A 23,548-nucleotide genomic window follows, 5' to 3' on the forward strand; every position below is an offset into this window, starting at 1 on the left:
GTAAATTTGTGAGGGGGATTGATTTGAAGCAAGTATCTTTTGTATTAATTGTTTTGGTAACGCTTTTTTTAGCAGGCTGTACAATATCAGATGAAGAGTTAACGAAAACGACAATAGATGCAACAAAGCAGTCATTTGAAGGCAAATCGATGAATGTAAACGAAAAAACAGCGTTATTCTCATATTATTTGCCTGAAAAATTCTCAGTGAAGGAAACAAAAAAATATAATATTTTGCTTGAAAAAGGGAATCAAAGCTATATTTTATTTGTTAATCAAAACGAAGAAGCAACAAGTGAAGTTTCATATGAGGCTTTAGCTAAACAATACAAAAATCCATTTATCTCTGAAACCTTTAAAGATTCTAAACGTTTCGGCTATCTAAATGTTAATAAACTTGAAAAAAATAGTTACGAGGTTACAGTTGGGATCGGTGGTACAAAATTAACAACTGAAGCAAAAGCGAATGATGTTGCTGAGGATGCAAAACACATGATGGACATTGTTGCATCAGTTCAATAAAATAGTAAAAAAAGCTGAAATCAAAGGGGAAAGTGAAGACTTTGATTTCAGCTTTTTTTACTATTTAGGAAATGATTAAATTCTAGAAATGTTGATAGTGCTTGGATTTCAAGCTCCAAATCACAAGACATGCAAATTCAGTCAGCCGCTGAACGTCGTATTTGTTTTAGGCTGATCAAGGCGTCCTGAGCTTTTGCTTTTGGGAAAGATTTTTGCTTATATAAGCTGGCAAAGTGGAAACCTGATATGGAATCATATAAACTAGAGTGGAAAACAGCAGAGAGAAAGATGGAGGTCTTATTTATGAAAAAACTCAATTCTATTGATGAATATAAACAAATCATTCAAAAAGAAAATGTGATCCTCATGTTTTCAGCAGATTGGTGTCCCGATTGCCGTGTCATAGAACCGGTTTTACCCGAGATTGAAAAAGAAAATAGCATGTACACATTTTTTTATGTCGATCGTGACGAATTCATTGATTTATGCGGTGAATTAAATGTGTTTGGAATCCCGAGCTTTGTTGCCTTTAACAAGGGAGAAGAAACAGGTCGATTTGTTAGCAAGGATCGAAAAACACAGGAAGAAATACAAGATTTTATTGATAGCCTTAAAAGCTAAAAGCTTTATTTTCACCAGGAAGGAGGGGGATGATAATGAAAATGACTTCAAGAAAAATGGCAGAGCTTTTAAAAGGAAAATTGAATAATCCTGAGTGGCGCTTTGATTTTGATCGGGAAAAGGATTCCCTTCGAATAGAGGATTTCAATACTAAGAAGGGTGTGACACTGTCACTTCCAGGCATTATTGCAAAATGGGAGACCTTAAAAGATAAGGCAATAGATGAAGTGGTCTATTATGTAGAAGAAGCGCTGACAGTTATGAATAAAAAACAAGAGTTAACAGGGAAGGAGAAATCCATTTTTCCTGTTATCCGATCAACTTCATTTCCTTCTGAGAGCAATGAGGGGATCCCGCTATGCTTTAGTGAGCACACTGCTGAAACAAGGGTCTATTATGCACTAGATTTAGGCAAGACGTATCGTCTTATTGATGAGAAAATGATGGAAAAAGAAGGATGGACAAGAGAGCAATTAAAAGAAGTTTCATCCTTTAATATAAGATCATTAAAGACTAAAGTAAACGAAGATAAGGTTGCCGGAAACATTTTTTATTTCTTTAATGCAAATGATGGCTATGATGCCAGCAGAATATTGGATGAAAGTTTATTACATTCTTTCGCAGCAAAGATCGAAGGGAAAATGGCGATTGCTGTTCCACATCAGGATGTACTTATTATTGCCGATATTCGCAATCATACTGGCTATGATATTCTTGCGCAATTAACAATGAGTTTCTTCGCGAGCGGTACTGTACCAATTACTGCATTATCGTTTTTATATGAAGATTATAAGCTTGAACCCATTTTTATTTTAGGGAAAAATAAACCTGTAAATTAATCTAGTGGTACTCTCTACTACCACATATCCCCATAAATCGATAAAAGGAACCGTACAGTTTAAGTGAAAATAAAAGAGGATGCTGATTTAATTTCCATGAATCGGTAACCCTCTTTTTTATTTTTATTCTAACTTAATGGCAAGTAAACTCTCACTTCAAGCTTTAAAAGATGTAAGGATATAGAGGGAATAACTGGTTCGTAAAGACCAATAAAGGATTGTTGTCCAAGTTCGGCGAGACATTAGGATATAACGGTCTAAGAGTGAGAAGTTTTGCAAACTTTCAGTGGGGAATGCTGAGCACCACCGCCATTGGATTTCACGTTATATGCAATATTAGGAATAGGGGCTCTTTCGAAGAAAAAATTAGAAGAAAACGCAGAAGAAGGATATAAAGGTGTAAAACCTTTTACCTACTATGGTGATGTGTCAAAATAAGGATTTGTTTATGAGTCACATTGAATTTATCTACAAATCCAGACATTTATTGATACAATAGTGTTAAAGAAATCTTTGAAATTTGAAAGAGTGATGAAAGATGAATTGGATAACAAAATTAATGTCCTTTCTTACTGGAGAAGAAGATAAGGAATATGAAAACAGCCAAAATCAACCGCAAAACGATCATATAGCCCGAAACGTTATGAGCAATCCCTCAAGCGCTGAAGGACAAACTCATCGTAAAAACATAGCAGAAGCAAGAGTTGCCTATCAGTACCCAAAAGGCAACTTCAGGTTTCCGATTATTCCAGATGAGAAACGATCAAGCATTGAGGATCGTCCTAGAAGCATAACACGTACATATGAACAAAAGACTCATAAGAAAGAGTCAGTGAATACTCAGCGGCAAAAACAACAAATCAATAAGCCGAGAGTAAAAGCCCGTCAAACGGAAGAGGAGAAACCAAAACGTCCTTTTAGTCCGTCAGCCATCCCGTCACCAGTATTTGGCTTTCAGCCGAGGGAAGAAAGTATGCTGTATCATCGCAGATTGGAAAAAATTCAAACAGAAGAGATGTTAAATTCTAATAAAGGCGAGATGAATGTATCTGATACAACAGCAGAATTAGATCATACAGTTAAACAAGTATCGGTCATTAGAAATAATCATATTGATATAGAAAAGCAAAAGCAACAACAAGCAAGTCTTTTAACGAATGGACATGTATCAGCAGCACATACTGCTGAGAATCCGCAAATAAAGGTTTCGGCAAATGAAGGACAGCTTGATAAAGATGTTAATCAATTGACCCGTATGCTTGAGGAAGATTGGCCAAACGAGAAGGTTAAAAATCCAGCAGAATCAAAATGGACATTAGAGAATGAAAACACGCTTGAGTTCTCTCAAAACGATCAACAGGCTGAAACGATAAAGGATGCCGAAGAAGTCCATGAAGTGAGAAGCCCTTCTATTTGGCAGCGCCTTTTAGCTTATGATCCCAATGAGACTCAACAGCCTGCAAACCATCGTCAAGAAGAACAATCTGCGGTGACAGAACTAAAATTTGAAGTGGCTGGTCAAGATGAACAAGTAAAAGAACTGCAACAAGAATTGAATAAGCCTGAACAAGAGGAAGAACGTGAAGAAGCAGAACGAGAACTACAGGATTATATTCAAGAAGAACAACATAGTGAAATAGACCAAGAACCAGACCTTCAATCTCATGAGGGTCAATTGAAAGAACCGGAACTAGAATCAGTTCACCTCGGTCATGATGAAGAACAAAAGGAAGTAGAGCAAGAATTGGGGCAGCATAGTCAAGAGGAAGTACACCAAGATATAGGCCAAGAATCAGTTCTTATTGGTGATGAGGAACAGCGAACAGAACCAGTTCAAGAAAGAACTTATCAAGGTCAAGAGGAAGTACGCCAAGATATTGGTCAAGAACCAGTTCTTCTTGCAAATGAGGAACAGCTAACAGAATCAGAACAAGGATTAACTTATCAAGAGAAAGAACGAAATGAAATAGACCAAGAACCAGATCTTATTGGACAAGAGTATCAGCGAAATGAATCAGAACAAAAATTAGTTCATCTAAATCAAGTAGAAGTACGAGAAGAGATAAAGCTAGAATTAGAAGATCAGAATCAAGATGGACAGCAAAAAGTGCTGCAACAAGAACCAGTTCATGCTGGTCAAGTTGAACATCGAAAAGAACCGGATCTTCCACATCAAGAAGAGCGTTCAAAGGAAGAGAATCAGCAAGTAAGTAAAAGAGTAAATTCAGGAAACAAGACATTGCCGTTCAATGTGATGATGCTTGGGCGTGATAAGCAGCGGATGAGAGCTAGAGAAACTAGCTATCAATTTCCATCACTGGTTTATTTGAATATACCAGAGAAAGAAGTTTCAGAGGATCGATCATGGTTGAATGATCAAAGAGAGCTCTTAGATGTAACCTTCAAAAATTTCAATGTTCGTGCCAGTGTCGTTAATGTGACGCAAGGTCCTGCTGTTACAAGGTTTGAGGTTCATCCTGAGCCTGGTGTAAAAGTAAACAAGATTACTAACCTTAGCGATGATATTAAATTAAGCTTAGCGGCAAAGGATATTAGAATTGAAGCGCCTATACCCGGAAAAAATACCATCGGAATAGAAGTGCCAAATAAGGTAAGTAAGATGGTTTATTTACGTGAAATTTTACGTAGTTCAGAATTTAGAACAAATCTATCACCAATGACGGCAGTATTAGGGTTAGACATCTCAGGACAGCCTGTTGTCACAGATCTCAAGAAAATGCCGCATGGCCTTATTGCAGGTGCTACAGGGTCAGGGAAAAGTGTTTGTATTAATACAATTCTTGTAAGTTTGCTTTATAAGGCAGCTCCACAGGAAGTCAAGCTGATGCTGATTGACCCGAAGATGGTTGAGCTAGCACCTTATAATAATATTCCGCATCTAGTAAGCCCTGTTATTACCGATGTAAAAGCGGCGACCGCTGCATTAAAATGGGCAGTAGAGGAAATGGAACGTCGCTATGAATTATTCGCCCGTTCAGGAACAAGAGAAATTACGAGGTATAATCAGCTTGTCAACGAACATAAACAAGGTGAGCATTTACCATATTTAGTGATTGTGATCGATGAGTTAGCTGACTTAATGATGGTTGCACCGAATGATGTCGAAGAAGCAATTTGCCGTATTGCACAAAAAGCGCGGGCATGCGGTATTCATTTAATCGTGGCAACACAACGTCCCTCTGTTGATGTCATTACAGGATTAATCAAAGCGAACATCCCAACAAGAATTGCCTTTTCGGTTTCATCCCAAGTGGACTCAAGAACGATTATTGATGTAAGCGGAGCTGAGAAGCTGCTTGGAAAAGGGGATATGTTATTTTTAGAAAATGGTTCATCAAAAGCTGTTAGGCTGCAAGGGACGTTTGTATCTGATGAAGAAATCGAACGAGTCGTTAAACATGTGAAGCTCCAAGCTAAACCTAATTATTTATTCCATCAGGATGAATTGGTGAAAAAAGCAACGATCCAAACCGAGGAAGATGAACTCTTTTTAGAAGCTTGTGAATTTGTGGTAAATCAAGGTGGAGCATCAACATCCCTTCTTCAAAGACGTTTTCGAATCGGCTATAACCGGGCAGCCAGATTAATAGATATGATGGAAGAGCAAGGGATTATTTCAGAAAATCGTGGCAGCAAACCAAGGGATATTTTAATCTCTGAGGAAGAATTAGAAACGATTCATGGAGAATAGATAAAGAAAATAGTATGATATGATAAAAAAGAGGTAAATTTGGCAACCATGAATAATATTATTCATTTTCAAGCGCTGCGTAAAGAAAAGGAAAAACAGCTTTCCAGTTTCATTTGTCAACATGCTGCTTCTCTTCATCACTATGTTGCGCGTGATGTCAACATTAGGGAGAAAGTAAAGGCTAAGCATATTTTTAGTGAAAAAGTCGGATGTGTCCCTACTTCTATTTTCTCTAAAATGGAGGAGCAGCTTTTTCTTGATTGGTTTGCATATGACTATGCAACCATTCGAGGAATAACCATTTATCAAACATTTGTCGAGCAATTAAGTAAGAAGGGACATCCTTTAGACAGGATCGTTCATGCGCTTTTTATGGCTAGTGTACTTGAACCGTTTAAAGTAATAAAATGTGATGGAAATCATATATATGCAGAGAAATTAATTACTGGTGAAAAATGCACTATAAAAAGCGCGGCCAATAAATATGTGGCACAAGAAGAAATCATTTTTTTACGTTCTATCCCAGTATTTGACCAGCTTTTATGTATAAGTGACCTTTATGTTCAGCGGGATCAAAAATCAATTGTCAGCATGCTTCAGCATTTTGAAGGAAGTTCGAATAGTTGGCGTACATTTTTGAAGAAATTTGCCATAAACTATAGTTGGACCAGTCAACCGCTAAAAGAAAAATAAATATCTAATTACCGAAGGGTTTCCACTATTTTCATGGTCAATCTAAATGGCAAGTGATATAATATACAACCGTAAGCTTATACATATGTTTATGAAAAATAAGGAAGTATAAGTGTAAAACGAATTTTCGCTTCCTTGAATGCAGGTGCTGCTGTGCAAAAACCTGATTCAATGCAGAGAGTGGAGTCTTTCTCCAAAGCGAATTTGTTGCTTAGCCACCGGTTAGGAAACTGTGCTTTTCTTATTCGATTCATATAGATGGGTTGCAAATCTAGATGAGCGTCATATACTGTCAATCAGATAGACGTTTGTTGGAGGTTCTAATTATGACTGTTTATCATTTTGTTGGAATTAAAGGGACTGGAATGAGTGCCCTTGCACAGATTTTACATGATATGAATTACGTCGTTCAGGGTTCGGATATTGAAAAGAAGGTTTTTACTCAAAAAGCTCTGGAAGCTCGTAACATAAAAATATTACCCTTTGCTAAGGAGAATATTAGAGAAGGTTTAACTGTTATTGCAGGAAATGCTTTTCCTGATACACATCCGGAAATTGAAGAAGCTAATAGCCTTGGATTGCCTGTCATACGTTATCATCGATTCCTGGGTGAATTTATGCAAATGTATACAAGCATTGCGATAACAGGTGTTCATGGAAAAACATCTACAACCGGATTATTATCACATGTAATCCAAGGTGCTGAGCCAACTTCTTATTTAATTGGTGACGGAACAGGAAATGGGATTCCTAATAGTAAATATTTTGTTTTTGAAGCATGTGAATATCGCAGACATTTCTTATCGTACAAACCAGACTATGCGATCATGACAAACATTGATTTTGATCATCCGGATTATTTTTCGAATATTGAAGATGTCTTTAGCGCGTTTCAAGAGATGGCTCTTCAAGTGAATAAAGGGATTATAGCTTGTGGTGATGATGAGCAGCTTCAGCAAATACAAGCTAAGGTACCTGTTGTTTATTATGGCTTTGGGGATGACAATGACTTTCAGGCGAGAAATGTTGTGAAATCTACGGATGGCACTTCATTTGATGTGTTTGTACGAAACACTTTTTATGCCTCTTTCAAAATCACGACATATGGCGATCACAGTGTATTAAATGCCCTATCTGTTATCGCACTTTGTCACTATGAAGGAATTGATGTTGAGATTATTCAACAAAGGCTGCAAACTTTTGAAGGTGTGAAACGACGCTTTAATGAAAAAAGAGTCGGCGATCAAATCATTATTGATGATTATGCCCATCATCCAACTGAGATTAAAGCAACAATTGATGCAGCAAGACAAAAGTTTCCTGACAGAGACATTGTCGCTGTATTCCAACCTCACACCTTTACAAGAACTCAATCTTTTTTAGATGAGTTTGCAGAAAGCTTGCAAAAAGCAGATTATATTTATCTATGTGATATTTTTGGCTCTGCCAGAGAGAATGTTGGAAAATTGACCATTAATAATTTAATTGAGAAAATAGAAAATTCCCACCTTATTAATGAAGATGATACGTCTGTCTTAAAAGCACATAAACGTGCCGTTTTAGTATTTATGGGAGCAGGGGATATTCAAAAATACCAGGAAGCATATGAAAAGGTTTTAGCGTAATAAAAAAAGCTGACCATAAATAAGAACATTTTTTGAATGAATGTTTCTTATTTAAGTCAGCTTTTTATTATGTTTTTAAATAGTAGCCTTTTCCCCTAATGGTTTCAATAACAAGAGTTTCTGGCAGTTTCTTTCTTAATCGGTAGACGAGAGCATTTATTTCCTCTAGACTTACCATTGGCTCCATCGTATTGGAAGAGAACCTTTCAGACCAAACATATTGAATAACTTCCTCCTTAGAAACGAATTGATTATTTTGAAGCAATAGCTCTATAAATTTATACTCCTTTTCTGTGAGAGTATAACAATTGCAATCAACTACCACCTGTTGTTTCAAGCGGTCGAGAGTAGGTGTTGCTGAATTACATTGAATGTCATCGAGAGTAATGGGTAAAAAATCACTAGTTTCTTCAAAGTTATTTATCGAGAATGTCATTAGGACTAAATCTTTTGCGAATGAAATTTTGTCATTTGCACGAAGTTTTTTCTGTTTATGGGGTTCTAGTTTTTTACCATTAATAAATGTGCCATGCTTACTTTGTAAATCTTTTATGAAGAAGGCATTAGTGTCAAAATAAATCGTAAAGTGCTTCCGCGACACAAAAATATTATTGAATGTAATATCGGGTTTCCAATCTATTGACTCCCTGCCAAAAACCATTTTTGTGTTCTTTAATGGCAGAATATCTCCTGGTTGATAGTATGGCGCTTGTTCAATGACAAGAAACGAAGAAATATCCATACGTTAACTCCTTACTTCCTGCATTATCAGAATCTTATCATTTAATTATTATCTCATAGCTATTGTTTGCCGACAATGAAATGAATAAGATAGGTGTGAAAAAAGAAATGGAGGTATAGAGTGAAAACTAGGAAAAAGAGAACTAAAAACCTTCTTGTATTTTTTATCATCCTGTTATTATTCGTCGTACTAAATAATACAGATCTATTTTCAAGGCAAGCAACAAGTGGTCCTAAGTTACTTGCTCATCGGGGAATGGGACAAACTTTTGATATAAAACATGTAGAAAATGATACTTGTACTGCAAAAATGATTTATAAACCAGAGCATTCCTTCTTAGAAAATACGATTCCATCTATGGAGGCAGCGTTTAAGAATGGGGCAGATTTGGTAGAATTTGATATTAAACCAACAAAAGATGGACAGTTTGCAGTATTTCACGATTGGACGTTAGAATGCCGCACAAATGTACAAGGTAAAACAATTGACTATACGATGGCTGAGCTTAAAAAGGTTGACATTGGTTATGGCTATACATACGATAATGGGAAAACATATCCTTTTCGTGGCAAAGGGATAGGCTTAATGCCATCCCTTCAGGAAGTATTAAGCTTTTTTCCAGAGAAGCCCTTCTTAATTCATATTAAAAGTAATGATACTGAGGAAGGGGTGCAGTTAGCTAAAGTTCTCGCAAAACTTCCGAAAGAACGCTTAAGTCTTCTAACAGTTTATGGAGGAGATAAGCCAATTAAATCTTTAAAAGAGAATTTACCTGAGGTTCGGGTTATGTCAAAGGAGAAAATGAAAAGCTGCCTTATTCCCTATATAATAGTTGGGTGGACTGGTTTTGTTTCTGGTACATGTAAAAATACGCAGGTACATATTCCTGAAAAAATTGCTCCCTTTTTATGGGGTTGGACGGGAAAATATATAAATCGTATGGAGAAAGCAAATACAAGAGTAGTAGTTGTAGCCGGTGGAGGAGGTTTTTCTGAGGGATTTGATACATTAGAGGATCTCAAACGGCTACCGAAGAATTATTCAGGCTGGATTTGGACAAATCAAATTGATAAAATTGCACCTATTATCAAGAATAAATAAAAGAGTCAGGTGAAATGTATTGTTATGATAAACAATGAAGTAGTATTAAAAGTAAACAATTTAAGTAAAAAAATCGGGAAAATATCCATTATTAAAGATGTTAGCTTCGAACTGAACCGGGGAGAAATTCTTGGTTTACTTGGACCGAATGGTTCAGGAAAAACAACGATATTAAAAATGTTAGTTGGCCTCATTAAGCCGACACATGGGACAATTTACATAGAAAATATGAATTTGAATAAAGAATTTGAAAAGGCGATTACAAATGTTGGAGCCATTATTGAAAATCCTGTCATGTATGATTATTTAACCGGGTATGATAACCTGCTCCATTTTTTCCGAATGACAGATCATTTTTCATACCAACGTATGGATGAGGTCATTGAGCTCCTTGGAATGGAAGGATATATTTCAGATAAAGTGTTTACCTATTCATTAGGGATGAGGCAAAGATTGGGATTGGGTCAGGCCATCCTTCATCAGCCCTCCATTCTATTTTTAGATGAACCGACAAATGGATTGGATCCTGAAGGAATCATCAGTTTAAGGAAGATATTAAAAAAGCTTTCAACAGAAAAAGACGTCTCCATCATCATCTCAAGTCATTTATTGGCAGAAATAGAATTGATTTGTGATAGCGTATTGGTAATAAATGATGGAACATGCATCGAACGTGGCTCGTTGAGTGATTTACAAAATGGGTCAACTAAAAAGCAGACTTATTCCTTTAGAATAATAAATGTTGGAAAAGCAAAATCCTTTTTAATAAACCAACCTGATTTAGAGATCACCGAATTACATTCCAGCGGGTTTTCCATTAAATTAGAGACACAGCAAGTAGCAGATGTAAATAGACTGCTTGTTGAAGCTGGAATAGATGTTGTCGGAATCGAACGTCTAGGCAGTCCGCTTGAAGAGATGTTTCTACATAAATTGCGAGGTGAAGAATAATGGTGCCATTTCTTCATTTAATTAAAAATGAACACATGAAGCTCTTCAAGCGCCCTCGAATCTGGATCATGATCGGCATAATGGGAATCATGAATCTTATTGTCAGTATCTTTTTTATGTTTCTATTCAAAGGAATTGAATTTACGTTTTGGGATTATATCCAAGTAAGCTCATACTTACTGCTAGTGATTCAATTAATGTGTATCGTTATTGCCGGTGATATGGTTTCCAGTGAATTCGAAAAAGGGACAATTAAGTTTTTGTTTACACGTCCGGTCAAAAGGGTTAAAATTTTACTTTCAAAATATATAGTTGTGGTATATACGATTATTTTCCTTGTCTTATTACAACTATTTATGTCTGTGCTTCTTGGGATTGTTTTTTATATGGATACAGTTTTTAATCTTGATCATCGAGTTTTAGTTGGTTTAGGAGGCTATTTTTTTCAATTAATTGAAATTTTCGTGATGGGGACGATCGCTTTTAGCTTTTCTGCGTTAACAAGAAGCAGTGTGTTTTCCATTTCCGTGCCCTTCTTTCTTGTCTTTACATCAGATGTAGTGATCACTCTATTAGAACATTATCAATATGAGGCAGGAAAGTATTTGTTATTTACGAATACGAATTTAATGCCTTATTTCTTCGGAGAACCTTTGTTCGAAGGGATGACATTATCTTTTTCTATAATAAATGTTGTTATTCATTTGGTATTTTTTCTAGTTATATCTTCTTTAACGTTCACTAAAAGAGATGTACACGTATAAATATAGCCATACTAAAATGACGCTTGGGAACAAAGAATCCAAGCGTCATTTCTTTATAATTCTTGCTTTATCCCCATCTTAACGGGCAGTAAAACCCCAATAACTGCCCGTAAAGATCCGATAAGTCTCAGCACAACCATTAGTGGGGATGAAGAAAACCCGCACCAATGGAGTCTCGCTTTATTTTAAGTTTTCTGGATTCAGGCTTTCCAGTTCAGAAATGACAAAGCGGCCGTCTTTTCGGATCAGCACATCATCAAAATAAATCTCACCGCCTCCATATTCAGGACGCTGAATCATGACCATATCCCAATGGATGTTAGAGTTATTGCCGTTATATGCATCATCATATGCCTGCCCTGGTGTAAAGTGGAAGCTTCCATCAATTTTTTCGTCAAAAAGAATGTCTTGCATAGGATGAAGAATATATGGATTGACCCCAATTGCAAATTCTCCAATATACCTTGCACCTTCATCGGTATCAAATATTTTGTTGATTCGTTCGCTGTCATTTGCTGTTGCTTCTATAATTTTTCCATTCTTAAAGGTTAATTGAACATTTTCAAAGGTAAATCCGTTATAAGGTGACGGTGTATTATATGTAATTTGTCCGTTAACTGAATCACGAACAGGTGCAGTATAAACTTCACCGTCTGGAATATTCATTTGCCCGGAGCATTTGATAGCCGAAATGTTTTTTATGGAGAAGGTTAAATCTGTACCTTTACCAGTTAATCGAACTTTATCTGTTCGATTCATTAAATCAACTAAAGGATCCATTGCCTTATCCATTTTGCTGTAATTCAAATTACATACATCGAAATAAAAGTCTTCAAATTGCTCTGTACTCATTTTTGCAAGCTGTGCCATCGATGTAGTTGGATATCGTAAGACAACCCATTTTGTTTTTGGAACACGAATTTCGCGATGTACCTTTTGACCGACTGTTTGTCCATGCAACTTCATTTTTTCATCAGGTATGTCAGCAAATTCATTTATGTTATTACCGGATCTTAAACCTATGTATGCATCCATTTTCTTCATTACTTCTGCTTCAAAGTCAGCAATCATATGATACTGTTCTTCTTGTCCCCCCATCATTAAAGCCCGATCAACCTGATGATCCTTTAACGAAACAAATGGGAAACCTCCTGCTGCATAGGCTTCTTTTACAAGCTCAATAACCAGCTCTTTTTGTAAGCCGAAATTTTCAATTAAGACCTTTTCTCCCTTTTGCAACCGGATTGAGTAATTAATTAAATTCTTTGCTAATGTTTCAATACGTGGATCCTTCAAAAGAAATCCCCCTGTCCTTATAATATTTTTGCGCTTTTAAACGTGCCTTGTCCGTTTCAGGAGCTCAGCTATAGCGAGTGTGGTTATTAAGCATCCTTAACGTTTCACACCTAATGCTCCAATCGGCAAAGTTTACAAAAATCAACAATGAGCTTTTTCATTGCTAACCTTTAATACTCTTATTGTACCCGAACCTAATAAAGAAACGTCATAATTTATCTTCATCAAATTGAAACATTCTTTTATTCTTTTTGCAAAAATTGACAAAGGGAATGTCAAATTGAATGGAGAATTTAGCTATAATGTAAATTTTATGTTTATAATAGAATATAATGGGTAATTGTACAGTATTGATTTAGGAGGTGTTAGACATGATTATCATTTTATACTTAAGTATTGCGCTAATCGCAATCGCTTTTACGATTTTAGTTGTGTACGTGTCAAAAACATTGAAGGCCTTGCAGGAAACGTTAACAAATGTAGCAAGTACTTTATCAGGGCTTGAAAAGCAAATGACAGGGATCACGACGGAAACAACATTATTACTACATAAAACAAATGAACTTGCAGAAGATATTCAACATAAGTCAGAAAAATTAAATTCGGTTGTCGAATCGGTAAAGGATGTTGGAACAACAATTCAACAGCTGAATCAATCTGTTAAAAAAGTGACAACCTCTGTTTCAACAAATTTGGAACAGAATCAAGATAAAGTAAATCAAGTTGTTCAATGGAGTAATGCCGCAATGGAAATCTGGGCAAAATGGAAGCAAAAGAATGAAAAAAAGACATCCATTTAAGACAATGTCTATATTTACAGGAGGTAGATCAAAATGGCAAAAAATAATAAGGATTTTCTAATGGGTTCACTTATCGGAGGATTAGTAGGTGCAGCAGCAGCTTTATTTTTAGCACCTAAATCAGGGAAGGAAATTCGCGAAAACCTTGGACAACAGGCAAATGTCATGCGTGACCGTACTGGCAAATTTACTAGTCAAACGTTAGAAAAAGGCACAGGTCTTGCAAATGTTGCGAAAGAAAAAACGGCTTCTTTATCTCAAGTGGTAACTGAGCAGTCTTCACAAATCATGAATAAGGTCCGCGACATTACAAGTGCCTCAAAAGGGCAATCTGAAGTGGTTCAAAAGGAAGTAGCGGAGGCTTTAGAACAAGTTTCCGATGGTGCATCAGCTCCTCAAGGTGATGGAAAAATGAATGATGAAGCTATTTCAGCTTCTATTGCAGAAGCAGTTGATGCGATTGAGCAGGACGAAAACAAGGACAAGGAACAATCTGCGGGTGTCAATACAGTGATAAGAGACGAAGTAAATACAAACTCATAACATTGAAAAGCAGGCAGTATTCTGGATGAAAAGGTGAAAAACGTGAGTAAACAAACAATTGAAACAATCGAACAATTTGAAGAATTATTTAATAAACATGAACAATTTCTGTTTGTAAAAAACAGCTTAACCTGTCCAATTAGTCAGGCTGCGTTCGAGGAATATCAAGAATTTGCAGAAAAACATCAAAACTTTCCGAGTTATCATTTGCATGTTCAAGAGTCCAGACCGTTATCTACTTATATTGCTGAAACGTTTGGAATTAAACATGAATCTCCACAAGCGCTTTTATTTAAGGGGCGGGAAGTAGTGTGGAATGCCTCGCATTGGAAGATCACAAACGAAGCATTGGAAAAAGAGATCACACAGTAAAATGTGAAGGTGTTTGAGCTTCATTTCAAGAGGCCAAACACCTTTTTCTTTAATTTACATAGAAAATAGAGGAGAATTAATGTATCTTTTCATGTTATAATGAATGATACTTTATCACTTAAAAGCTTAAAAGCTTAAAAGCGTTTAAATGTTAAAGTTTTTCGTGACAAGAGGAATTTTATCGTTTATAATTACAACTAATTAAAGAAACAGCTCCACACTTTTCATGAATGATAATATTGATAAAGAATCTTCGTCTATTACATTATAGACTCCTAACTTTTTATGTTAGTATTCTGTGATTTTATTATTCTTATTTCAAGTTTATTCAATGAGATGTGGGTTAGTGATTTTCGATATTTTACTTCGGAAGGGATGAGAGAGATGAGTAATGCAGAATTAGAAGCATTGAGAGAGAGAGTAGATGAGATTAATTTACAAATTCTAAAGCTGATTAATGAGCGTGGAAGACTTGTACAAGAGATTGGAAAAGCGAAGGAAGCACAAGGTGTCAACCGATATGATCCAGTTCGTGAACGCAAAATGTTAAACAGCATTAAAGAATATAATGATGGCCCATTTTTAGATTCAACCCTGCAACATATTTTTAAGGAAATTTTTAAAGCTGGCCTAGAATTGCAAGAAGATGACCACAGCAAGGCATTGCTTGTTTCCCGTAAGAAAAAGCCTGAAGATACAATTGTTGAGGTTAACGGTGTGAAAATTGGTGATGGAAGCCAATCGTTTATCATTGGTCCTTGTGCAGTTGAAAGCTATGAGCAGGTTGCAGCTGTAGCTGAACAAGCAGTTAAACAAGGAATTAAAATTTTACGCGGCGGCGCTTTTAAACCGCGTACAAGTCCTTACGACTTCCAGGGTCTTGGTCTTGAAGGGTTGAAAATATTAAGAAAAGTTGGAGATGAGTACGGGTTAGCGATCATAAGTGAAATTGTAAATCCTGCTGATATCGAAGTTGCGTTGGATTATGTTGACATCATTCAAATCGGTGCACGTAATATGCAAAACTTTGAACTATTAAAAGCGGCAGGTGCTGTTAGAAAGCCGGTTCTTCTAAAACGCGGATTAGCGGCAACAATTGACGAGTTCGTAAATGCAGCAGAATACATTATCTCACAAGGAAATGACCAAATTATCCTTTGTGAGCGCGGTATTCGTACGTATGAGCGTGCAACCAGAAATACATTAGATATTTCTGCAGTACCAATTTTAAAACAAGAAACACACTTACCGGTATTTGTGGATGTTACACACTCAACAGGCAGAAGAGACTTATTAGTTCCAACAGCTAAGGCTGCTTTAGCTATAGGTGCCGATGGTGTAATGGCTGAGGTTCATCCTGATCCAGCTGTTGCTTTATCTGACTCAGCACAGCAAATGGACTTTGAACAATTTGATCAGTTTATTACTGAATTAAAGCCTTTAGTGAAAGTGAACGTATAACCTAATTGTCATCAACTTAAGGTTGGCTCACTGGATTTTCTTAAAAACTCATCTAAATGATGAAGGAAAATCTGGAAAATGGGCCAATCTTTTTATTTGTTTGTTTTTTATAAATAAATGTTATATTTTATGGTTAAAATATTTGTATAAAGCATTTTAAGGATAGGATTTATTTATAAGCTTATAAAAAGTGTTTGTGAAAAAATGAACAAAATGTGACAACAAGGTAAAAATCGATTGAAATTGATTGCAGACGAATTCAGAGTATCGTATGATAAGTTTACATAGAACGCGCTTAAATCTGGCTATTTGACAAGAGAAACCAATTTTCTACATAAAATATAGCGAAATTTAAAGTGGAAATTTTAAATAAACGTCTTGAAAGTATTTGAAGGAGTGTTCAAAATGACAAGTGTAACAATATATGATGTTGCCCGTGAGGCAAATGTATCGATGGCAACTGTTTCTCGTGTAGTAAACGGTAATCCTAATGTAAAGCCAACTACAAGAAAAAAAGTATTGGATGCTATTGAGAGATTAGGATATCGTCCTAACGCAGTTGCAAGAGGATTAGCGAGCAAGAAAACAACAACGGTCGGGGTTATCATCCCTGATATTTCGAGTATCTTTTATTCAGAGCTTGCTCGAGGAATCGAAGATATTGCGACAATGTATAAATACAACATCATCCTAAGCAACTCTGACCAAAATAAAGACAAGGAGCTTCATCTTTTAAACACTATGCTCGGAAAACAGGTTGATGGTATTGTTTTCATGAGTGGAAATGTAACAGAAGAGCTTGTCGATCAATTTAAGCGTTCACCAGTTCCAATCGTGTTAGCTGCTTCTGTGGATTTAACAGAAACAACACCTTCTGTAAATATTAATTATGAACAAGCTGCATTTGACGTGACTTCAATGCTAATTGAAAAAGGTCATAAAAAAATCGCATATGTTGAGGGACCTGCTGAAGAGCCGGTAAATCGATTGAAAAAGTCTGTAGGTTATAGAAGAGCTTTAGAGGAAGCAGGTATTGCTTTTGATGAGGCATTGGTAGTTGAAGGTGATTATACGTACGATTCAGGAATTGAAGCCTTTGAAAAAATCGATGAATTGAGTGAAAAACCAACAGCTATTTTCGTTGGAACAGATGAAATGGCATTAGGTGTCATCCACGCTGCACAAGACAGAAATTACTCAATCCCATCTGATTTTGAAATTGTTGGTTTTGATAATACCCGTCTTGCGACAATGGTGCGCCCAACCCTTACAACAGTCGTGCAACCAACTTATGATATAGGTGCTGTTGCGATGAGATTACTTACAAAATTAATGAACAAAGAAGAAGTCGATAATCATATCGTCGAGCTTCCTCATCGAATTGAGTATAGACAATCAACGAAATAATCAAAAAACGAGCGAGCCTGTCAAAGGTCAGCTCGTTTTTTCTTTGTTATGGTATGATGTAGGAAAGGAAAAACATGACAGTAAAGGTGATGAAGAATGCCTGATTGGTCTTACCATCCATTATTTCGACCTCTTTTTTGCAAATTACCAGGACATATTAGTCGTGAGCTAATCCATAAAAGCATGAGCATGATTGCTTCGGTTTCAGGAGGAAAACAGCTTATAAGGTTCTTAGGCCACATCGAAACAGCACCGGAAGTTGAAGTGAAAGCTGGTGATTTGATTTTTTCATCTCCAGTAGGATTGAGTGGCAAGGTTGATCCAAATTTATCGGGAACCGCAGCCTTCGTCAATTTAGGTTTTAGTTTCATTGAAATTGGCCCAGTAACCATGAATCCTTCTCATTCAAATGTGAAGCCGTATTATAATCGTCAGGAACAGCGTATTACATTCCCTGCTGAAGCAGAAACACTAGGATTAAAGAAAACAGTTGAGAAGTTAGAGCAGTTTTCGTCATTGTCAATGAAAAAAATCATTCGCATAAAAGGATCGGAGAGCGAAATGGTTGAATTGGCTGCAGCATTAGGAATGTACGGTGATATCATTGTGTTGGAATATTCGGAAGCCTTACGTCCAGAGCTTATATCAAAAATTCAGAAGCAGCTCGCTGGTAAAAAGATTTTTTTATCTGTACAGACTGACCTACTTAAAGAGGCCTGCTCTACATTTCTATCTTTTTTTTATAGTAATAATCTTGATGGAGTTATTTTAGATGAAGACAAATCAAATAATCCGTTTCTAGATTTATTAACTAGCTTGAAAATCCTTAGAATGGAAATGGATAAAACAGTACCTATTATAACATCTGGTGGTGTTCATGAACCAAAGGACGCGATTGCTCTTTTAGACAGCGGGGCAACACTGCTTTTATTATCCTCCGGATATATTACAGCAGGACCTGGTTTACCGAAGCGAATAGGGGAATGTTTATATAATCTTATGGATGGCATTAACCAAACGATATTTCCTGGATGGCGCTGGTATTGGTTATTTGGTTTATGTATTTTAATAGGTGGCTTGCTGGCACTTTTTTTTAGCATGACAAGAGTTGTTTTGCCCTATGATGAAGCTTTTCTTGGAATCACAAGAGCAGATTTGCTTGCTTTTAACGAGAATATTTTATATTTTATGGCACATGATAGAATGACCCTTTCAGGTACGATGATATCTGGAGGAATACTATATATGAATTTAGCGAAGCATGGCATTAAGTACGGAATTCACTGGTGTAGAAAAATTTTTAATATTGCAGGGATTACCGGGTTTTTAGGGATACTGCTTTTTATCGGATATGGTTATTTTGATTGGCTTCATGGACTTTTTTGGCTTATTTTACTGCCTTTGTTTATGACAGGTTATATAAAAACCAAAGAAGCAGTCGATACACCAAAATCACGAAATGATTCAAATCATTTTGCATGGAAACTTTCTTTGTATGGACAGCTTGCATTTATTATTCTAGGTGCAGCTTTTAGCGTTGGAGGTATTGTCATTTCCTATTTAGGGGCTACATCGGTATTTGTTTCTACTGATATAGGTTATTTATGTCTCACATCTGAAATGCTTACTCAATATAATGAAGAATTAATCCCTGTTATTGCCCATGACCGTGCAGGCTTTGGCAGTGCCCTGTTAAGTGTAGGCCTACTTGTATTCTTACTCTCAATATGGGGATTCCGTGAAGGAGAAAAATGGGTGTGGTGGAGTCTATTTATTGGCGGAATTCCGGCTTTTTTAGCAGGTATTATCACTCATTTTGTTATTGGATATACGACATTTATTCATTTATTGCCTGCGTATATAGCTATTATTTTATATGTTTTTGGCTTAATACTGTCTTTTCCATATCTAATGAGAAGATAAATTATATGGTTATTAAAAAATAGCAACCTTTCTGCTAAAACAGTAGGTTGCTATACTAATAGACTTAGTTTATTCTTAATTTTGCCGAATGGAATATAGAGCTTTTGCAACAGTTGCTGCATTTTTTTCTTCTATCTCTTGCTTACGGGGAATTGGCTTGTATAGGTCGGCAGCGTCATACCAGTTCTCAGGAAGAGTTACAGGAGCCTCCGTTTGCCATTTCTCAATCCAAGACTTTGGCAGTTTATTTGGTGCTTTCATGTTGATCATTTCAAGCCAAACCAAGCTCCAAGCTCTAGGAACAACCCGCCAAATGTCATAGCCTCCGCCACCAACTGCAATCCAGCGTCCATCACAATATTTATGAGCTAATTCATGTGCAAGACGTGGGATTTCATGGTAAATCGCCATTGATGCTGATAAATGTGTTAATGGGTCAAAATAATGTGCATCAGTCCCATGTTGCGTGAGAATGATATCAGGTTTGAAAAAAGCTGCAACCTCTTTTGCAGATGTACGGTAGGCATGAAGCCATGATTCATCCTCTGTAAAAGCGTCCAATGGAATATTAAATGAATAGCCATATCCTTTGCCGGAGCCTCGCTCGGTGATATTCCCGGTCCCTGGAAATAAATATCGCCCTGTTTCATGAATGGAGAGTGTACAGACAGTTGGATCATCATAAAATGTCCACTGAACTCCATCACCGTGATGGGCATCAGTATCAATATATAACACTCTTGCACCATATTTTTCTTGTAAATATTTAATGGCTACAGAGCAATCATTATAAATGCAAAATCCTGATGCTTTACCGCGAAAACCGTGATGCAGACCGCCTCCGAAGTTAGCAGCATGCTTTGCTTTCCCTTTCATTACATATTCGACAGCCGTTAAGGTTCCGCCTACCAAGAGGGAGCTTGCCTCATGCATATTTGTAAAAATGGGCGTATCCTCAGTTCCGATTCCATAATTAAGTGCTTCTTCTTCATTTAATTGTCCTTGTCCAGCTCGTTTAATTGTTTGAATATACCTCTTATCATGGACAAGTGCTAATTCATCCTCTGAAGCGATCTTAGGTGTTATGATGTCTTTATCCTCTATGGCATTCATTTGTTTCAATAAGTCAAAGGTAAGTTCAACTCGTAACTGATTAAAGGGATGATCTTGATGAAACTTATAAGCTTGATATTGAGGAGAATAGATAAATACGGTGTCATTTACTGCCATTTACTGTTCCCCGCTATTTTGGGCCATATAGCTAAAATTCCTAAAGCTCGTAAATTAGTCAACATCATCAACGAAACGGTTGTTATTTTCATGTAAGCACGCCTCCTCAACATTAACGAATATTCCCTTATTAAAATTGGTAAAAGTAGATAGATATTAGTACATAAAACGGTTTTGAAAGCGTAGACGATCAAATTGTTCAATCGATTCAGGTTTAACTCTTTTTCCGATTCTCGCCATTAAGCAGTTAGCAGGGTGTGAACTGATTTCCGGATCATCTGTTGCATACCATTCTAAGCCGCCTGCATTCATCATTTTTTCCATAATTTTCCTGTATTCCCATACATTTAAACCAGAGCCTTTTAGGTCCCAATGCCAATAATATTCTGTTGTAATAATAATGTAGTCTTCCATGGCATCATCCATCATAGAAACCTTTAGCAGATTTTTTCCTACTGAATAACCGCGATATTCAGTTGCCACCTCTATGGCTCCTAATTCTATTAGCTCTTTCATATTTCCTTCAGACCATCGTTCTAATGGGTCTGGATACAAATAGGTGACATAGCCAACAATTACATCTTGGACTCTAGCAATAATGATTCTACCTTCAGGAAGTCCTGCTATTTCAACCAAGGCCTTATGCTGCTGTTTTGGCTGCCTAAATGCTACTAAACCTTCATGAAAATCATAGCTAGCCAGTTTTTCTTGAGAGACCGGCCCTTCAATAAAAATACTTCCATTCTGTGTTTTAATTTCTTTTGCATTATATGTTTTAAGGTGTATCATTAGGTCACCGCCTTTAAAGAGTAAGAAAGTATGTAGTCAATTTTATCCCAATCATAACGGGCAGTAAAACCCCTGCATCAAAGCGAAGCATGGGGATAATTGCCCGCAGTGACCCGACGAGGGATAGTTTGTCCCAGTCAGGCGCAAACCACAGGATATGGCGCTTTAAGCATAAAAAGTCTCACCTTATTTTATTGTTCATAGATATACTGAAAAAAATAGTCTTTTATCAAGCCATATCTGTTTAATATAATAATAGATACTATGAAAGGTGTACAATTGCAGGAAGACCTGTAACTCTATTATACAAGATTATTTACAAAATGAAGCGATTACATTATGATTAAATTATATAAATTTCAAAAATTGAGAAAAATGAAGTATTGTAATATAATAGTCTTATCAAGACTTACATAAGGGGGAGTATATGATGAAATTGGAAGCGTTACCATCCGTGAAGGGGAATTTTAATTTGCATGATTATGATGCTGTCTATCATTCATTTGATTGGTCAGAGGTAGAGAAGAATTTTACTTGGTCTGAAACTGGCCGTATGAATGCAGCATATGAAGCCATTGATAAGCATGCAGAAACATTTCGTAAAAATAAAATCGCCCTTTATTATCGCGACCCTGAACGTGAAGAAAAATTCACGTTTAAAGAAATGAAGGAACTTTCTAATAAAGCAGCAAATGTTCTTAAAACAACTGCTGATGTTGAAAAGGGAGACCGCTTATTTGTTTTTATGCCGAGAACGCCTGAATTGTATTTTGTCATTTTAGGTGCTGTAAAACTTGGGGCAATTGTAGGTCCTTTATTTGAAGCATTTATGGAAGGTGCGGTAAAAGATCGTCTTGAGGACAGTGATGCAAAAGTTATTGTCACAACTCCTGAATTACTTGAAAGAATCCCAGTAAGTGAATTGCCATCATTAAAACATGTCGTTGTCGTTGGTAACTCTGTTGATACCTCAAAGCATATTGACTTTTTAGCTGAAATGAAAACAGCTAGCAAGGAACTTGAGATTGAATGGGTCGAGAAGACAGATGGACTGCTGCTGCACTATACATCTGGTTCAACTGGCAAACCAAAGGGAGTCCTGCATGTCCACCAGGCAATGGTTCAGCATTACCAAACGGCTCAATGGGTATTGGATTTGCAGGAGGATGACGTATACTGGTGTACGGCTGACCCAGGCTGGGTAACCGGAACGGTTTATGGGATTTTCGGACCTTGGTTATCTGGTGCATCCAATGTGATCGTTGGCGGACGATTCAGTCCTGATAATTGGTATCAAACAATTGAGGATTATGGTGTAACAGTATGGTATAGTGCACCAACAGCTTTTAGAATGCTGATGGGCGCAGGTGATGAGCTTGTAAAACAATACGACACCAGCTCCCTTAGACATGTTCTAAGTGTTGGTGAGCCATTAAACCCTGAGGTTGTACGCTGGGGAGTGAAAGTATTTAATAAACGCATTCATGATACTTGGTGGATGACAGAGACTGGTGCACAGCTTATTTGTAATTACCCATGTATGGAAATTAAGCCAGGATCTATGGGAAAACCAATTCCAGGAGTAGAAGCTGCGATCGTTGATGATCAAGGCAACGAGCTGCCTCCTTATCGAATGGGGAATTTAGCGATTAAAAAAGGCTGGCCATCCATGATGTATACAATTTGGAATAACCCGGAAAAATATGAATCGTATTTTATGCCAGGGGATTGGTATGTATCAGGTGATTCAGCGTATATGGATGAGGATGGCTACTTCTGGTTCCAAGGAAGAATTGATGATGTCATTATGACGTCAGGCGAGCGCGTTGGTCCATTTGAAGTTGAGAGTAAGCTTATCGAACATCCGGCAATAGCAGAAGCAGGAGTTATTGGTAAACCTGACCCGGTAAGGGGAGAAATCATCAAAGCATTTGTTGCGCTTCGTGAAGGATATGAAGCATCTGATGAGTTAAAAGAGGAAATACGCACATTTGTGAAAAAAGGGTTAGCAGCCCATGCTGCACCACGAGAAATTGAGTTCCGTGATAAGCTTCCTAAAACACGAAGCGGAAAAATTATGCGCCGTGTCTTAAAGGCTTGGGAGCTTGATTTGCCGACAGGCGACCTTTCAACAATGGAAGATTAATATAAAAACAGT

General features: G+C 36.8%; 20 protein-coding genes. 16 read left to right on the top strand and 4 right to left on the bottom strand.

Translation table 11 applies throughout. The features are described from left to right. Positions 1-23 precede the first annotated feature (23 nt). The 6 genes from WQ54_RS13525 (at position 24) to murC (ending at position 8,011) form a co-directional block, all read left to right on the top strand. The gene (locus WQ54_RS13525) at positions 24-521 is read left to right on the top strand and encodes a hypothetical protein (protein ID WP_046517464.1); all 498 of its coding nucleotides are present in this window, start codon (positions 24-26) and stop codon (positions 519-521) included. A gap of 303 nt (positions 522-824) precedes the next feature. Then, positions 825-1,142, top strand: coding sequence for a thioredoxin family protein (locus tag WQ54_RS13530; protein ID WP_046517466.1), 318 nt, complete (start codon positions 825-827; stop codon positions 1,140-1,142). Positions 1,143-1,177: 35 nt separating this feature from the next. After that, complete coding sequence (locus tag WQ54_RS13535; RefSeq protein WP_046517407.1) at positions 1,178-1,981, top strand: DUF1444 domain-containing protein; 804 nt, start codon at positions 1,178-1,180, stop codon at positions 1,979-1,981. A gap of 538 nt (positions 1,982-2,519) precedes the next feature. Next, entirely contained in the window at positions 2,520-5,693 is a 3,174-nt protein-coding gene (locus tag WQ54_RS35285; RefSeq protein WP_046517410.1) for a DNA translocase FtsK, read from the top strand. 39 nt (positions 5,694-5,732) lie between these two features. Then, the gene (locus WQ54_RS13545) at positions 5,733-6,386 is read left to right on the top strand and encodes a hypothetical protein (RefSeq protein WP_046517412.1); all 654 of its coding nucleotides are present in this window, start codon (positions 5,733-5,735) and stop codon (positions 6,384-6,386) included. Positions 6,387-6,712: 326 nt separating this feature from the next. Beyond that, a complete protein-coding gene (gene murC / locus WQ54_RS13550) occupies positions 6,713-8,011 on the top strand; it encodes a UDP-N-acetylmuramate--L-alanine ligase (RefSeq protein WP_046517413.1) in 1,299 nt (432 codons plus the stop codon). A gap of 67 nt (positions 8,012-8,078) precedes the next feature. Here murC and WQ54_RS13555 read toward each other — a convergent pair whose 3' ends face one another. Next, positions 8,079-8,753 (bottom strand): FHA domain-containing protein, encoded by a 675-nt coding sequence (locus tag WQ54_RS13555; RefSeq protein WP_052737787.1) that lies wholly within the window; start codon positions 8,751-8,753, stop codon positions 8,079-8,081. 120 nt (positions 8,754-8,873) lie between these two features. Here WQ54_RS13555 and WQ54_RS13560 point away from each other — a divergent pair, with 120 nt between their 5' ends. Genes WQ54_RS13560 through WQ54_RS13570 form a run of 3 tightly spaced genes read left to right on the top strand, consistent with a single transcriptional unit; the run spans position 8,874 to position 11,569 of the window. Further along, a complete protein-coding gene (locus tag WQ54_RS13560) occupies positions 8,874-9,854 on the top strand; it encodes a glycerophosphodiester phosphodiesterase family protein (protein WP_046517415.1) in 981 nt (326 codons plus the stop codon). 24 nt (positions 9,855-9,878) lie between these two features. Continuing rightward, on the top strand, positions 9,879-10,805 hold the full coding sequence (locus WQ54_RS13565) for an ABC transporter ATP-binding protein (protein ID WP_046517417.1): 927 nt from the start codon (positions 9,879-9,881) through the stop codon (positions 10,803-10,805). Continuing rightward, positions 10,805-11,569 carry an ABC transporter permease gene (locus WQ54_RS13570; RefSeq protein WP_046517419.1) on the top strand — a complete coding sequence of 255 codons (765 nt, stop codon included), beginning with the start codon at positions 10,805-10,807 and terminating at the stop codon, positions 11,567-11,569. Before WQ54_RS13565 ends, WQ54_RS13570 begins: the two co-directional genes overlap by 1 nt. 180 nt (positions 11,570-11,749) lie before the next feature. Here the strand turns inward: WQ54_RS13570 and WQ54_RS13575 are convergent, their stop codons facing one another. Further along, positions 11,750-12,865 (bottom strand): aminopeptidase, encoded by a 1,116-nt coding sequence (locus WQ54_RS13575; protein ID WP_046517421.1) that lies wholly within the window; start codon positions 12,863-12,865, stop codon positions 11,750-11,752. 371 nt (positions 12,866-13,236) lie between these two features. Here WQ54_RS13575 and WQ54_RS13580 point away from each other — a divergent pair, with 371 nt between their 5' ends. The 6 genes from WQ54_RS13580 (at position 13,237) to WQ54_RS13605 (ending at position 19,371) form a co-directional block, all read left to right on the top strand. Beyond that, entirely contained in the window at positions 13,237-13,665 is a 429-nt protein-coding gene (locus WQ54_RS13580; protein WP_046517423.1) for a DUF948 domain-containing protein, read from the top strand. A 33-nt stretch (positions 13,666-13,698) separates the two neighbouring features. Continuing rightward, positions 13,699-14,208, top strand: coding sequence for a YtxH domain-containing protein (locus WQ54_RS13585; protein WP_046517425.1), 510 nt, complete (start codon positions 13,699-13,701; stop codon positions 14,206-14,208). Between the two features lie 42 nt (positions 14,209-14,250). Further along, on the top strand, positions 14,251-14,580 hold the full coding sequence (ytxJ, locus tag WQ54_RS13590; RefSeq protein WP_046517426.1) for a bacillithiol system redox-active protein YtxJ: 330 nt from the start codon (positions 14,251-14,253) through the stop codon (positions 14,578-14,580). Positions 14,581-14,964: 384 nt separating this feature from the next. Beyond that, a complete protein-coding gene (locus WQ54_RS13595) occupies positions 14,965-16,041 on the top strand; it encodes a bifunctional 3-deoxy-7-phosphoheptulonate synthase/chorismate mutase (RefSeq protein WP_046517428.1) in 1,077 nt (358 codons plus the stop codon). Positions 16,042-16,446: 405 nt separating this feature from the next. Beyond that, complete coding sequence (ccpA, locus tag WQ54_RS13600) at positions 16,447-17,448, top strand: catabolite control protein A (protein WP_046517430.1); 1,002 nt, start codon at positions 16,447-16,449, stop codon at positions 17,446-17,448. Between the two features lie 96 nt (positions 17,449-17,544). Further along, positions 17,545-19,371 (top strand): dihydroorotate dehydrogenase, encoded by a 1,827-nt coding sequence (locus tag WQ54_RS13605; protein WP_046517431.1) that lies wholly within the window; start codon positions 17,545-17,547, stop codon positions 19,369-19,371. 75 nt (positions 19,372-19,446) lie between these two features. Here WQ54_RS13605 and WQ54_RS13610 read toward each other — a convergent pair whose 3' ends face one another. Next, a complete protein-coding gene (locus WQ54_RS13610) occupies positions 19,447-20,601 on the bottom strand; it encodes an acetoin utilization protein AcuC (RefSeq protein WP_046517433.1) in 1,155 nt (384 codons plus the stop codon). A gap of 156 nt (positions 20,602-20,757) precedes the next feature. Then, positions 20,758-21,390: a GNAT family N-acetyltransferase gene (locus WQ54_RS13615; protein ID WP_046517435.1), complete on the bottom strand. Its 633-nt coding sequence runs from the start codon at positions 21,388-21,390 to the stop codon at positions 20,758-20,760. Between the two features lie 430 nt (positions 21,391-21,820). Here WQ54_RS13615 and acsA point away from each other — a divergent pair, with 430 nt between their 5' ends. Continuing rightward, complete coding sequence (acsA, locus tag WQ54_RS13620) at positions 21,821-23,536, top strand: acetate--CoA ligase (protein ID WP_046517437.1); 1,716 nt, start codon at positions 21,821-21,823, stop codon at positions 23,534-23,536. Positions 23,537-23,548: the final 12 nt, after the last annotated feature.

The organism is Bacillus sp. SA1-12, from assembly GCF_000981385.1.
In the GTDB taxonomy this organism is placed as follows: Bacteria; Bacillota; Bacilli; order Bacillales; family Bacillaceae; genus Metabacillus.

Excerpts from the sequence above, each read along its gene's own strand:
- WQ54_RS13585 (WP_046517425.1), top strand. The coding sequence starts at position 13,699 with ATGGCAAAAAATAATAAGGATTTTCTAATGGGTTCACTTATCGGAGGA.
- WQ54_RS13530 (WP_046517466.1), top strand. The coding sequence starts at position 825 with ATGAAAAAACTCAATTCTATTGATGAATATAAACAAATCATTCAAAAA.
- WQ54_RS35285 (WP_046517410.1), top strand. The coding sequence starts at position 2,520 with ATGAATTGGATAACAAAATTAATGTCCTTTCTTACTGGAGAAGAAGAT.
- WQ54_RS13615 (WP_046517435.1), bottom strand. The coding sequence starts at position 21,390 with ATGATACACCTTAAAACATATAATGCAAAAGAAATTAAAACACAGAAT.
- murC (WP_046517413.1), top strand. The coding sequence starts at position 6,713 with ATGACTGTTTATCATTTTGTTGGAATTAAAGGGACTGGAATGAGTGCC.
- WQ54_RS13570 (WP_046517419.1), top strand. The coding sequence starts at position 10,805 with ATGGTGCCATTTCTTCATTTAATTAAAAATGAACACATGAAGCTCTTC.
- WQ54_RS13555 (WP_052737787.1), bottom strand. The coding sequence starts at position 8,753 with ATGGATATTTCTTCGTTTCTTGTCATTGAACAAGCGCCATACTATCAA.
- WQ54_RS13605 (WP_046517431.1), top strand. The coding sequence starts at position 17,545 with ATGCCTGATTGGTCTTACCATCCATTATTTCGACCTCTTTTTTGCAAA.
- WQ54_RS13565 (WP_046517417.1), top strand. The coding sequence starts at position 9,879 with ATGATAAACAATGAAGTAGTATTAAAAGTAAACAATTTAAGTAAAAAA.
- WQ54_RS13535 (WP_046517407.1), top strand. The coding sequence starts at position 1,178 with ATGAAAATGACTTCAAGAAAAATGGCAGAGCTTTTAAAAGGAAAATTG.
- ccpA (WP_046517430.1), top strand. The coding sequence starts at position 16,447 with ATGACAAGTGTAACAATATATGATGTTGCCCGTGAGGCAAATGTATCG.
- WQ54_RS13610 (WP_046517433.1), bottom strand. The coding sequence starts at position 20,601 with ATGGCAGTAAATGACACCGTATTTATCTATTCTCCTCAATATCAAGCT.
- WQ54_RS13580 (WP_046517423.1), top strand. The coding sequence starts at position 13,237 with ATGATTATCATTTTATACTTAAGTATTGCGCTAATCGCAATCGCTTTT.
- WQ54_RS13595 (WP_046517428.1), top strand. The coding sequence starts at position 14,965 with ATGAGTAATGCAGAATTAGAAGCATTGAGAGAGAGAGTAGATGAGATT.
- acsA (WP_046517437.1), top strand. The coding sequence starts at position 21,821 with ATGAAATTGGAAGCGTTACCATCCGTGAAGGGGAATTTTAATTTGCAT.